General features: G+C 46.0%; 12 protein-coding genes and 2 pseudogenes. 7 read left to right on the top strand and 7 right to left on the bottom strand.

The window, feature by feature from the left end:
* A pseudogene (locus tag QUB25_RS28475) lies at window positions 1-126 on the top strand (photosystem II q(b) protein); the annotation flags it as partial.
* Window positions 127-563: 437 nt separating this feature from the next.
* Window positions 564-1334 (top strand): GerMN domain-containing protein, encoded by a 771-nt coding sequence (locus QUB25_RS28480; RefSeq protein WP_333041800.1) that lies wholly within the window; start codon window positions 564-566, stop codon window positions 1332-1334.
* A gap of 115 nt (window positions 1335-1449) precedes the next feature.
* Here the strand turns inward: QUB25_RS28480 and QUB25_RS28485 are convergent, their stop codons facing one another.
* From QUB25_RS28485 to efp, 3 genes are all read right to left on the bottom strand, one after another.
* Complete coding sequence (locus tag QUB25_RS28485) at window positions 1450-1842, bottom strand: ArsR/SmtB family transcription factor (protein ID WP_006631662.1); 393 nt, start codon at window positions 1840-1842, stop codon at window positions 1450-1452.
* A gap of 30 nt (window positions 1843-1872) precedes the next feature.
* Window positions 1873-2430 carry an acetyl-CoA carboxylase biotin carboxyl carrier protein gene (accB, locus tag QUB25_RS28490; protein ID WP_333188673.1) on the bottom strand — a complete coding sequence of 186 codons (558 nt, stop codon included), beginning with the start codon at window positions 2428-2430 and terminating at the stop codon, window positions 1873-1875.
* Window positions 2431-2622: 192 nt separating this feature from the next.
* Window positions 2623-3180, bottom strand: a complete 558-nt coding sequence (gene efp, locus QUB25_RS28495; RefSeq protein WP_333041804.1) for an elongation factor P — start codon at window positions 3178-3180, stop codon at window positions 2623-2625.
* Between the two features lie 410 nt (window positions 3181-3590).
* On the opposite strand from efp, the gene QUB25_RS28500 reads away from it, so the two are divergent.
* From QUB25_RS28500 to thiL, 3 genes are all read left to right on the top strand, one after another.
* On the top strand, window positions 3591-4715 hold the full coding sequence (locus QUB25_RS28500; protein WP_333188675.1) for a peptidylprolyl isomerase: 1125 nt from the start codon (window positions 3591-3593) through the stop codon (window positions 4713-4715).
* 241 nt (window positions 4716-4956) lie between these two features.
* Window positions 4957-5271, top strand: a complete 315-nt coding sequence (locus QUB25_RS28505; RefSeq protein WP_333188677.1) for a hypothetical protein — start codon at window positions 4957-4959, stop codon at window positions 5269-5271.
* Window positions 5272-5303: 32 nt separating this feature from the next.
* A complete protein-coding gene (thiL, locus tag QUB25_RS28510; protein ID WP_333188679.1) occupies window positions 5304-6299 on the top strand; it encodes a thiamine-phosphate kinase in 996 nt (331 codons plus the stop codon).
* A 71-nt stretch (window positions 6300-6370) separates the two neighbouring features.
* Here thiL and QUB25_RS28515 read toward each other — a convergent pair whose 3' ends face one another.
* The 3 genes from QUB25_RS28515 to QUB25_RS28525 form a co-directional block, all read right to left on the bottom strand.
* Window positions 6371-7027, bottom strand: a complete 657-nt coding sequence (locus QUB25_RS28515) for a hypothetical protein (RefSeq protein WP_333188681.1) — start codon at window positions 7025-7027, stop codon at window positions 6371-6373.
* Between the two features lie 156 nt (window positions 7028-7183).
* Complete coding sequence (locus QUB25_RS28520) at window positions 7184-8374, bottom strand: cysteine desulfurase family protein (RefSeq protein ID WP_333188683.1); 1191 nt, start codon at window positions 8372-8374, stop codon at window positions 7184-7186.
* 82 nt (window positions 8375-8456) lie between these two features.
* A complete protein-coding gene (locus QUB25_RS28525; RefSeq protein WP_333188685.1) occupies window positions 8457-8858 on the bottom strand; it encodes a DUF7682 family zinc-binding protein in 402 nt (133 codons plus the stop codon).
* A 191-nt stretch (window positions 8859-9049) separates the two neighbouring features.
* On the opposite strand from QUB25_RS28525, the gene QUB25_RS28530 reads away from it, so the two are divergent.
* Together QUB25_RS28530 and QUB25_RS28535 are read left to right on the top strand one after the other, a co-directional pair.
* The gene (locus QUB25_RS28530) at window positions 9050-10714 is read left to right on the top strand and encodes a DUF655 domain-containing protein (RefSeq protein WP_333188687.1); all 1665 of its coding nucleotides are present in this window, start codon (window positions 9050-9052) and stop codon (window positions 10712-10714) included.
* A 198-nt stretch (window positions 10715-10912) separates the two neighbouring features.
* Window positions 10913-11557: a hypothetical protein gene (locus QUB25_RS28535; protein ID WP_333188689.1), complete on the top strand. Its 645-nt coding sequence runs from the start codon at window positions 10913-10915 to the stop codon at window positions 11555-11557.
* A gap of 252 nt (window positions 11558-11809) precedes the next feature.
* Here QUB25_RS28535 and QUB25_RS28540 read toward each other — a convergent pair.
* A pseudogene (locus QUB25_RS28540) lies at window positions 11810-12145 on the bottom strand (IS4 family transposase); the annotation flags it as partial.

The raw sequence follows: 12145 nt of genomic DNA on the forward strand, positions 1-12145 counted from the left end.
GTGATCAACCGCGCTAACTTGGGTATGGAAGTAATGCACGAGCGCAATGCTCACAACTTCCCGCTTGACTTGGCTGCTGGTGAAACCACTCCTGTAGCTTTGGTTGCTCCTTCTATCAATGGCTAAGTTTTAGCAATTGATTAACAAAAAGCGCTCCTAGAAATAGGGGCGCTTTTTGTTTGGAGAAAAATATTTTTAGAGACCTGCTTCTATACCTTAAATCCCTTAAATCCGTTACCCCCTTACCTCCGTTACATCCATTCGTTACTTTCCTTCTTCCTTTTTACTTATTTTTTCTTCCTTTATTCTTTAATTTTTTATGATTACTATAGAACATAGCCACTAGGCCGATCGAGATACTGTGACATACTCCACGGGCGAAATCTTATATTATGGTCTAGGATTCCAATAGTCGGATTCAGGATATGTTGGGCTTGCTATAAAGTGTTCGCTAGCAGCAATGCAATTGTGTCAATTCCAGAATCTAACCATAGACAAATGTAGCTGATCGGGAGTCGCTCCTCACCGTCCCAAGCGCTCTATCTGTAAGGAGAATTTGTATTATGAAAGATGGACAAGAAGTACGCCGCGTCTCCACAGCCGTCATTGCCGGTGTTTGCGGGTTGGCTTTACTGACGGGAGGGGGCATTGCCTGGTGGACCGCGAACCGTTCGCCAACCCCTGCAGATACGCAGTCTTCTGCTCAAACTACCGCTCCCCCCCTTTCCCCAAGTTCTGTGGAATCTCCTGCTGTAGTTATCCCCGTACCCCCTCCAAATCCTGTACAAGTGCCACAGGTTCAGACGCCGCAGGTTCAGACGCCGCAGGTTCAGACGCCGCAGGTTCAGACGCCTAACGCTTTGGTGCCAAAGTCGCCGCAGCCAAAGCCTTTGCCGCAGACTGATGTCCAGACAGTGCAAGTCTACTGGGTTAAAGATGCGAGCGGCAAATTTGAGGGAGTTCCTACGAAAGTAGCTGTCAAACAAGCTGACAAGCCTGATGCAGCTTTACAAGCTGCTTTTAACAGTTTGTTGGCGGGGCCCAAGGATGGAACTGTTTCGAGCGAAATTCCTAATGGGACAAAACTCAGGGGTTTGAGTGTTAAGAATGACGGAGTTTATGTCGATTTGTCCGCAGAATTTACTTCGGGGGGAGGGAGCAATTCGATGACTGGCCGGTTAGGGCAAGTTATCTATACGGCTACGAGTTTACAACCGAATACCAAGGTTTGGATTTCGGTGGAAGGGAAGCCTTTAGAACTTTTAGGCGGCGAAGGTTTGGAGGTGGCTCAGCCGAGTACCCGCCAAAGCTTTGACAAAAATTTTCCCCTTTAGTAGTTATGAGTCATTAGTTACAAGTGATTAGTAATCGGTCTGAAGGCCGAGAATAGGAATTGATAACTGATGACTCATGACTGAGGATTGAGGATTGAGGACTGGCAACTAATTTTCAGTGCTTCGTCGTTAGGCTAAATGCTCGAAAGTGTAGGGCTTGCTGTTCGATCCGGCTGGCAAGCCGATCGCACACCATATTACACAGCTCAAAAATTAACTCGTCTTGCACCTTATAATAAGCTGAAGTTCCTTCACTCCGGCGAGTGAGGATACCAGCTTGGAGCATGAGTTTTAGGTGCTTAGAAACATTGGCTTGACTCGTTTGAGTAGCTTCCACCAATTCTTGCACGCATTTTTCGCCGTCGCGAAGCAAGTTCAAAATTCGTAAACGCATGGGTTCGCTCAAAATACTGAAATACTCAGCAACTTGTTGCACAACCTCTTGCGGGACAGGCTGGGATGACTTCATCAAACTCACCGGAGAGAAGTGATCGGGAAATATTAGCATTTATTCTGTCCATAACAATAAAGTAATGCTTCAATCCGGATTAATTCGCATCAACACTTGACCGTATTCGACAGGTTCGCCATTTTGAACTAAAATTTCCATCACTTGACCGGAGACTTCATCAGCATCGATCTCGTTCATCAGCTTCATCGCTTCGATAATACAGACTGTCTGATTGACCTTGATGCGATCGCCCACGTTGACAAAAGGTGGCTCATCAGGAGCAGCAGCGCGATAAAACGTTCCTACCATCGGCGAGATAATTGGCACCCATTTCGTATCGACAGAAGCAGGTACGGCAGCCGGTACGGCGACAGGGGCGACGGGTACAGGGGCAGCCTGATCCGCTGCTAAATTTTGGTCAACAGCAGGAGGTGACGCTAAGGTGGGGCTAGGAACCGCGCCCAACGCGCTCGGAGCGACAGTCGCCACGGCACCAGGGAGCGCAGCAGAGGTGCCTGGTGAACTTGCCAGAATGCCTTTGCGTACTGTCAGTTCAATATCCCCACTTTTTAAGGTCAGTTCCGAAATGCCAGTTTTGTCTAATACAGTTAGCAGGTCACAAAGCTGGTTTAAGTCTAGTTGCACAGCAGATTCAAGGGTAATTGAGAATTGAAAATTGAAAATTGAAAATTAAGAACCAGGCGAAGCTAGGAGCATCAACGACTTTGGAGGCAAAAGGGATAGTTTTTAAGCTGTGAGCGATGAGTATTGAATTTGGACTTCTTTAACTCATAACTCAGAACTAAAAACTAAAAACTCCCTTTCCCTCCCCCGTTTCTACTCTCGACCGAGGTACTTGTCTTCACGAGTATCAATCCGAATCCGTTCTCCAATGGAAATAAATAGAGGCACCATAATCTGAGCCCCGGTGGAGAGGACGGCGGGTTTACTGCCACCGGTGGCAGTATCTCCTTTGACTCCGGGATCGGTTTGTATCACTTCCAAGACGACAGAGTTGGGCAGTTCCACTTCCATGATTTGGTCGTTCCAGCGCAGGATGCTGACTTCCATCCCTTCATTGAGGTACTTGACACGATCGCCTATTTGCTTAGCATTGAGGCGACTTTCCTCGTAAGTTTCCATATCCATAAAGACGAAATCGTCGCCCTCTTTATAGGTATGCTGCATCACACTCTTTTCCAGGTTGGCTTGAGGCATAGTCTCGCCCGCCCGGAAGGTTTGTTCTACTACGTTTCCGGTTTGGACGTTTTTTAATTTTGTCCGCACGAAAGCCGAGCCTTTTCCTGGCTTGACGTGGAGGAATTCGATAACCCGCCACACGCCGTTATTCCATTCAATTGAAACACCTGGTCGAAAGTCGTTACTGGAGATCATATAAATTTTTGTGGGCAATCCCGTCGCCTTTGGGCACGGGGGAACTACAGTCAGTCGATTTTAGATTTTAGATTTTAGATTTTAGATTTACTCCACAGATGAATGGGGGAGATTGAACCTTGGTCTAAAATTTTGATCTCTCCACGACAGGAGTCTGGGGATTGTATCCGTTTTTGAGCGGGTCAGGTTAAAGCCGCAGTCTAGCTGACGGCATCAAAAAGCAATTGGCATTTTATTTTACCGTTCAAAGGGAGCAAGTGCTGTACGGAAATGTTAATGCCAGGGGGCAAGGGGCTGTTGTTAGTGGGCAACTCCCTCCCGGGTGGAAGGAACAGCCACTTTAGATGGGTAGCAGCTTAGAGGGCGGGCAGCGCTGTGGGAAGATAATAGAGGCAATAAAAGTTAAAGTTATGTTGCATTGGCCTAATTTCTCGATCGATACGTGCAAGCGCTGGGTCAAAACCGTCGCTTTAGCGCTCTTGCTGTTCACTCTCTCCCTGAGTTTCAGTGCCGTCTCCCATGCCAAACGCCCCAGCAGCAGTATGCCTGCAGGGAATGCGATTACGGACGGGCGGGCGCTGCTGCGCTTCGCTTTACCTATTGACAATCAGACCATACGAGAGTTGCAGATTAGTCTCGAAGACATTGGCAACCACATACGATCTAAACGTTGGGGGCCTATTAGCAGCGATGTCAGTAAAGCTTCCAGGATTCTCAACCTTCGGGAATCTGACCTTTTAGAAAGTATTCCCGACGCCAAAAAGCCGGAAGCTGAGGCGCTAGTTGCAGGAGTCAAGGAGAAAGTTGCTCAACTGGAAAAGGCTGTTGAGGCTAAAGACAGGGACAAAGTGATTGACTTGAAAGCCACCATCCTAGGTTCGGTAGGCGAAATCGAAGAGTTGATGGTGACAAAGTTTCCGTTTGAAGTGCCTGCCAAGTATGCTAATCTGCCTCAACTGAAAGGGCGCGCTACAGTGGCTGTACAAACTGAAAAAGGGGAAATTACTGTTGTGGTTGACGGCTACAGCGCCCCGGTTACGGCTGGTAATTTTGTGGATTTAGTTGATCGAGGTTTTTATGACGGTTTGCCGTTTATTCGATCCGAAGAATCCTACGTTTTGCAAACCGGAGACCCCGAAGGCAAGGAAGAGGGTTTTATTGACCCAGCTACTGGCAAATACCGGAATGTTCCGCTGGAAGTGCTCGTCAGGGAGGAAAAAGAACCTATTTACGGGATTACTCTAGAAGATGCGGGGCGTTATCGCGACGAACCTGTTTTGCCTTTTTCTGCTTTCGGTACAGTGGCCATGGCACGTACAGAAACTGACCCTGATAGCGCTTCTTCTCAGTTTTTCTTTTTCTTGTTTGAACCTGAACTCACGCCCGCTGGCCTGAATCTGTTGGACGGCCGCTATGCTGTTTTTGGTTACATGATTGAAGGAAAAGAAGTTTTGGAGCAACTGAAGCAGGGAGACAAGATTGTATCTGCTAAGGTAGTTAAAGGAATCGAAAATTTGGTGCGACCTCAAGTTTAATTAATGACGGCGATTGAAATCGCTTTTACACCAAAGTGACGGCGATTGAAATCGCTTTTACACAAACAAAGCCCGCCTGCGCGGGCTCAAAAAATCAATAGTGACAGGCATTGAAATCTTTTCTAAATAAAGGTAACGGCGATTGAAATCACTTTTACACAGACAAAGCCCACCGAAATCATGCTGGAAGAAAAGATAATTTTTATAGTTCGTTATTGAAAGTAGGAATTCAATCGAGAATATGGCTATTTTACAATTTTTATTGGTAATGGGTTTGGGCGGATTCGCAGGCTTGTTGATTGTAAAAACTGTGAATGAAAACAAGCAAAAGCAGCGGTTAGATGAGGCTTTTTATCAGTTGTTGGAAACTCAAAACAGTCAAATTTCGCTGATTCAACTGGCAGCTAATGCTAGGGTTGAGGCTGAAGTTGCTCAGCAGTATTTAACTCGGCAAGTTAAGATTTTTTCGGCGATTTTAGAGGTAGATGATGAAGGGGATACTTTTTATAGGTTTCCGAGGTTGCGCTTGCCGCCGAGTTCGGGTAAAGAATGGTGAAGTGAGAAAGTGCGATCGACTAATTCCCAATTATGAAAGTTAAAGATATCGGTGAACAAGGCCTTTTAAGAATATTGCAAAAATTCTGCCCTGCAGAAATAGTGGGTGATGATTGCGCTGTCATGGCTACAAATCCCAACCAATCTCTGGCTATCACTACAGATATGTTGGTGGATGGAGTGCATTTTAGCGATCGCACTACGGGGCCTTATTACGCAGGATGGCGCGCCGCAGCAGCGAATTTGTCGGATCTGGCTGCGATGGGAGCAAAGCCTCTGGCGGTGACTGTAGCCCTCGCTGTGGCGGCGGATACGGCTGTGGAGTGGGTTGAAGAGTTTTATCGGGGGATGACGGCTTGCTTGCAAGAATATGATACGCCGATCGTCGGTGGCGATGTTGTGCGATCGCCCGTGGTGACGGTGGCGATTACTGCTTTTGGGGAGGTTGAGTGCGATCGTACCATTCGTCGGTCAAATGCGCGATCGGGCTGGGTCATTGTCGCTACAGGGGTTCACGGAGCCTCCCGCGCGGGATTAGAATTGTTGTTAAATCCAGAATTCGGGCAAAATCTGGAAAAGGTCGATCGGGCTTCTTTAATTCTCGCTCACCAGCGCCCTAAACCGAGACTCGATGTTTTGCCGGTTGTTTGGGAGATTTTAGATTCTGCGGGTGAGTTTTCCATCGCCGGAATGGACAGTAGCGACGGTTTAGCTGATGCGATTATTCAAATTTGTCGGGCTAGCGGTGTTGGCGCAAAAGTCGATCGCACAAAACTACCAATTCCCGATATTTTCAGCGAAATCGTATCAACCGAAAAATCTTTAGATTGGGCATTATACGGCGGGGAAGACTTCGAGTTAGTGCTGTTTTTGCCGATGGCGAATGCTGAGTTATTGGTGGAAAAAATAGGAAATGGTGCTGCAATTGTGGGAATCGCTACGGATAGCAGCGATATTTGGTTAACTGATAGCAGCGGTATTTATCCTGATGCTATATTAAAGCTTGATCGAGGATTTCAACACTTCTGAATTATCTCGTTTGTCCGCATAGGCGGACTTGGTTTGTATAGACGCGATTTTAAGCGCCTGGTTTTTGCCCGTTACAGATTTTCCGCCAGCGAACCGTTGATTCTGTTATTGTAGGCAGTAGCTAGATTATTTTGGGTTTGCGTCCATTTTTCACTACCGGGTTCGCGATTATTTAAAACTATTTGATAACCAGTAATGGCAATTTCAATATTATTCGCTCTATTCCCACTTGGAAAGTCACTAATATGAATACTCAAATTTTCAATAAGACCGATAATTGAGCTAATTGTTTCTGAATTTTCGCCGGCAATTAACTTCTGCGCCACTTGCTGTAAAGTCTCGGCAAAACTGGCATTAAGGAGATGTTGTCGCCCTTCCAGCATGGGGTAAATTACTGCTATATTCCCCTTGCTATCTTGTTCGGCTTGCAATAATTCTAGGAAAAAGTTTGCATACTCTTGGAAATTTTCACTGACCGAGTTATTGCTATCTCCGTCATCGTTCATATCGAGGATTTGCGCTAGATAACGGGCTAGATGTCGAAGGAATTTAGCGCCATTTTCCCCTCCTTGTTCTGCCAAGGTTGAGGCTACTAACTCGCAAGTTTCCAGAAATCCGCGATCGAGTAATTCTGAGTTATCCTGTAATATCTGCGATTCGTCTCCATTGGGGGCATTCAGCAGGGAGTGAATTAATTGCAGATAGGCTTGGGCGCGGTTTTCTTCCATTATGGGGAGTTGTGAATAACACCGGAATAGATTTTATCATGATTGGGGGTGGGTTTTTGGGGTTGTTTCTGATTTTTGATGATTTTGACCGCAGATGTTGGCGGATGTACGCGGATGGACGCTGAGAGATACGGTTATCTAGGTTTGCAGTTAATCTTAACGCCTAGATAATGCTACCTTGGGCATTAATCTATCCAAAATTTGCTCGATCGCAATTACTGTCCAATCAATATCAGCTTCTGTGGTTTCTCGCCCTAGAGTTAATCGAATTCCACCAACAGCACCGATTTCGTCATATCCCATTGCTAATAATATCGGACTGGGAGTTAGTTTGCCACTGCTACAAGCGGCACCGGAACTAATGCCAATTCCGGCTAAATTTAACTGTCTCACCATAGTTTTGCCTGTGATTTGCTCTGTGTCTTTCTTTTGGTAAGGGCGACAGCATGGGGAGACGATGCAAAAACTGACGTGGTGGGGCAGTCGGTAATATCGATCGCCCGTTGGTACTAAACTGGGTACGTGGGATAATCGGTCAAAAAGCCGATTGCGCAATGCAATTAACCTCGGCGTTTCCACATCTATTTCCTGCAATGCTAACTCTGCCGCGACCCCAAAACCGACGATTGCCGGCAGCGCTTGTGTCCCGGAACGCAGTTTCAATTCTTGGCCACCGCCCCCCAACATTGGTACTAATTCTACTCCCGGACGTACGTAAAGCGCGCCTGCACCTTGTGGCCCGTAAAGTTTGTGACTGGAAAGGGAAAGCAAGTCTACGGGCAGTTTCTGCACGTCTATTTGCAGCTTGCCGGCAACTTGAACTGCATCGGTATGAAACATGATATTGCGATCGCGCGCAATTTGTCCTAATGCCTCAATTGGTTGCAGCGTGCCAACTTCACTTTGTCCGTAAATGATTGAAATTAACACTGTATTCGATCGTAGCGACTCTTGCAAATCCAAAGGGTGAATTCGCCCAAATTTATCCACCGGTAGCCGCGTCACTTCCCATCCCAACTGTTCGAGTTGTCGCGCCGGTTCTACTACTGCAGAGTGCTCTACGCTGGAGATAATGATATGCTGCGGCTTGGTATAAAGACGCGCAATTCCCATAATTGCCAAATTATCCGCTTCAGTGCCGCCACTGGTAAAAATCATCGATTCCGGTAGCGCGTTAATCAAGCTAGCAACCTGCATTCTTGCTAATTCTAAAGCTGTCGCCGCCCTTTGTCCCCACTCGTGCAAGCTGGAAGGATTTCCCCACTGCTGAGTGAGAGCTTTTTGCATGGCTTGAATCGCTTCTGGGCGTGCGGGTGTTGTAGCACTATAGTCGAGGTAAATTTGCATGATAAATAACTAATTAATGAATGAATGTTGACTGCTAACTGTTGTGAGTGGCTACCAATAGCCAATAACCAATAACTGATGACTAACTTCCTGGTTTGCAGACGTTGTAGTCTTCGTGCGACAAAACTTTTTGGGGAATTAAGAAAGTGCCGCAATCTTCACAAAGCATTCTGTAGTTGCGAGTTACAGGAATACTGATTATCAAACGGTTGTGACGCAGGCGTTTGCCGCCGAAATCTCTGTAATTCTTATTTTCGCCCAAAGCTGCTATAATTGCCCGGGCTTTGGTAACTACGTGGTCGGGCAGACCTCTGAGATCGATGATATCTCTAGCAAATGATGCTTCCCTCTCTTGTTTTTTGGTTTGTTTTTGTGTCAGCACTTCAACGTAATGCTGGTGCGCCACCAACTCTTGCGTGCAGCGATGGCACGCTTTACCATATCCTTTGTGACCGCACGGAAAAATTGTTTTTCTTTTAGCCATAAAGCAGCGGTATCGGGTTTGACCCACGCCCCTGAATGCTGCTACCCTACCAGTGATGCTTCCGGCATCGAGGCAGTTCTACAAGACGCAAAATCTATTCCCTTGCATAAATTTAATAGGTTGTAACTTTACTTTATCCAATAGCTTTGAACTGTGGTTCGGCTAATAACCTCTATATTTTTTAAAATTTTGTGGCTGTATTGTATTATCATTTACTCGGTTTCTGTTGTGCTGGGCTGGTGGCGCTCAATCTGGCGGGCTGCGGACAAACAAAGCAAGACGTGCAGAATTTACCTCTCAGTCTGGCTCCATTGCCTCAAGACCCCTTGTTGCAAGTATACTTCAATCAGTCGATCGCTTCGAGTTATACAGAGCCTTACCGCCAGCAAACTAGACCTGGGGATGATTTAGAAAACTTGATCGCTGTTGCGATCGCTAATGCTGGATCGACGATAGATGTAGCGGTTCAGGAGTTTCGCTTGCCCAGTATTGCGAGGGTTTTGGCCGATCGACAGCGATCGGGAATTAAAGTGAGATTAATTGTCGAACATATGTATAGTCGCCCTTGGAGCGATTTTACAGCCCAGGAGTTGGCGAAATTACCGGAAAGAGAGCGCGATCGTTATACCGAATTTGTGCAACTTGCCGATCGCAATAAAGACGGTAAATTGAGTGCCGATGAAATCAAGCAAAATGATGCTTTGGTAATTGTCAAGGATGCGGGTATTCCTGTAATTGACGATACTGCTGACGGCAGTAAAGGCAGTGGTTTGATGCACCACAAATTTGTGGTAATTGATGGCAAAACCGTAATCGTCACTTCTGCTAATTTTACCACAAGCGATATACACGGCGATTTCAAGACAGCAGCAAGTCGCGGCAATGCGAACAATTTGCTGAAAATTGAAAATGCTCAATTAGCGCAACTGTTTACTCAAGAATTTAACATCATGTGGGGCGACGGGCCCAAAGGCAAACCTGACAGCAAATTTGGCATCAAAAAGCCGTTTCGTCAAGTACAAAAAGTGAGAGTAGGGAATTCAACTGTTAGGGTGCAATTTTCGCCGACGACTGCGACTTTACCTTGGGAAAAAAGCGCCAACGGTTTGATAAATCGAACTTTGGGTAGTGCGAAAAAGTCGATTGATTTGGCCCTGTTTGTATTTTCGGCTCAGCGGTTGTCAAATACTTTAGAGATTGAAGCTAGCCGAGGAGTTGCGGTGCGAGCTTTAATTGACTCTAATTTTATTTATCGCTCTTACAGTGAAGGGTTGGATATGATGGGGGCGACTTTGATGCAAGATTGCGGGTTAGAAACTGACAATCGCCCTTGGAGAAAGCCACTGACTACGGTGGGAGTGCCACTGTTACCAATGGGCGATCGCCTGCACCACAAATTCGGCGTTGTGGACGGCAAAACGGTACTTACAGGTTCTCACAACTGGAGTGAGGCGGCAAATCACGGGAATGACGAGACGCTGCTGGCGATCGAGAGTCCCACAGTTGCAGCCCATTTTGAGCGGGAGTTTGATCGGCTTTACAAAGGTGCAATCTTGGGAATTCCCGCCCGAATTAAACAGAGAATTGACGCTAAGAAAAAAGAGTGTGATTCACTACAAGCAGCATCAAAATCTGCGAGTGCTAAACCTCAAATGGCTGCGGGAAAAAAGTTAGTTAATTTGAATGCCGCGACTCAGCAAGAATTAGAAACCTTGCCCGGGGTTGGCCCGAAGTTAGCCGAGAGAATTATTGCAGCGCGGCAACAGCAACCTTTCACCTCTTTGGAGGATGTGGCGCGGGTACAGGGAGTCGGCGACAAGATTTTAGAAAGATGGCGCGATCGAGTAACTTGGTAGTTAAGTTTGTACTCAGGACTTCATTCCTGACTCCAAAAAGTTCGCATTCAGAACTTCCGTCCTTCCTTTCGCAACGAAGCATCCAAGACTCAAGCCCTCACTAGAAACCTATTCGATCTACTTTGACAACACCTCACCTCTCAAGTTAAAATAACTCCTAAACAAAATTCTATCTATTCACATTAGAGGTAGAGAGAGATGAAACACGCCAGATTTATTACGGGGAGGGCACAAATCAAATTCTTAGCTATTTTAGTGGGGGCTTTTTTTTTGACGCTAGCAGCTTTCACAGTTAGCGCCCAGCAGACTAGCGAAGCACAATTTAGGGTCAAAAACGAAAACGCTTTTAATATTAATTTGATTCAATTTAAGCGCATTGAATATATAGGTGCTTGTGCTGGTACTGTCTTCTCTCCTGATTCGCAAAGCGCTCGATTTGTCTCCAGCAAAACTCCTCCGGGCCCTAACAGGAGGGTGATGATTAAAAATGTGACTGATGGCATGGAAACTAACCCCTATCCCTACACAGACCGAGGTTACGACAAAGGAGAATTTTCCGAGGATTTTGGATTTAAGTTAGGTAACAGTCACAAAACAAGAACTTTTTCGGTTTTAGAGGGAGAAAATAAGTTTCTCTATGAAATTAAAGAAAATGACCAAGTTATAGAACAGGGTGCCCTTACGGCTGAAGTTTCTATACAAAGCTTAGGTACTTTTCCCCGTCAGCAAATTTGTGAAGATAAGGTGGAATGTCGGGATACTTCTGATTGTCGCGACCGTAAAGGCAGAAAAAGAAGTTGCAGACGAGAGTGTTTTCCTGTTCAACAGTGTCGCTGTCCGTAATTACTTTCTGTCCTAAAATTATTTTTTTAATTAAGGGCCGAAGACAAAGAGGAATCTGGGGGGGTGACAAAGAGGTCTACGAGATAGACTGTATAAGGGTTACGGCCCGCATACCTTGTTGATAAAAGCGGCGTTTATTGGGAGTTAACTTCATTAACTGTTCTACCTCGTCAGAATATTTTTCGAGATAATTGACCCACTTTTCTCCATCTTGCGCCAACACCAAATGTACTCCGTCTTCGATATCTTTTTTTAGGTTCTTTGCGACGAGATACATATTTTTGTAACTGCTTTTTTTTGAGTGAGCGTGCCTTGAAATATTGCTGAGCTGTACGCAAGTGTCATGAGCAAAATCATGTTAATAAGTCGGTCTCCTTTTAAGCTGGTTCCTTCAAGATCGTAGCCTCCTGTTTTACAGTCTCGGAACATTTCTTCAATACCCATCCGCTGCTTATAAGCATTGATAGCTGCTGGCAATGACCCTAAATCTGTGAGTATAAACCACGCTTCCTCAACCTTCCATCCCCCGTAGTTCCTTTTCCACTTACAAGCAAGATAAAATCCGGTCGCAGGTCGAGTTTTCCTCAC

It is taken from the genome of Microcoleus sp. B3-D7 (assembly GCF_036705305.1).
Lineage (GTDB): Bacteria > Cyanobacteriota > Cyanobacteriia > Cyanobacteriales > Microcoleaceae > Microcoleus.

What these genes read in the sequence shown, in the direction of transcription:
- thiL (WP_333188679.1), top strand. Translation starts at nt 5,304, where the DNA reads ATGAAAGTTAAAGATATCGGTGAACAAGGCCTTTTAAGAATATTGCAA.
- QUB25_RS28520 (WP_333188683.1), bottom strand. Translation starts at nt 8,374, where the DNA reads ATGCAAATTTACCTCGACTATAGTGCTACAACACCCGCACGCCCAGAA.
- efp (WP_333041804.1), bottom strand. Translation starts at nt 3,180, where the DNA reads ATGATCTCCAGTAACGACTTTCGACCAGGTGTTTCAATTGAATGGAAT.
- QUB25_RS28525 (WP_333188685.1), bottom strand. Translation starts at nt 8,858, where the DNA reads ATGGCTAAAAGAAAAACAATTTTTCCGTGCGGTCACAAAGGATATGGT.
- QUB25_RS28535 (WP_333188689.1), top strand. Translation starts at nt 10,913, where the DNA reads ATGAAACACGCCAGATTTATTACGGGGAGGGCACAAATCAAATTCTTA.
- QUB25_RS28500 (WP_333188675.1), top strand. Translation starts at nt 3,591, where the DNA reads ATGTTGCATTGGCCTAATTTCTCGATCGATACGTGCAAGCGCTGGGTC.
- QUB25_RS28515 (WP_333188681.1), bottom strand. Translation starts at nt 7,027, where the DNA reads ATGGAAGAAAACCGCGCCCAAGCCTATCTGCAATTAATTCACTCCCTG.
- QUB25_RS28505 (WP_333188677.1), top strand. Translation starts at nt 4,957, where the DNA reads ATGGCTATTTTACAATTTTTATTGGTAATGGGTTTGGGCGGATTCGCA.
- QUB25_RS28485 (WP_006631662.1), bottom strand. Translation starts at nt 1,842, where the DNA reads ATGCTAATATTTCCCGATCACTTCTCTCCGGTGAGTTTGATGAAGTCA.
- QUB25_RS28480 (WP_333041800.1), top strand. Translation starts at nt 564, where the DNA reads ATGAAAGATGGACAAGAAGTACGCCGCGTCTCCACAGCCGTCATTGCC.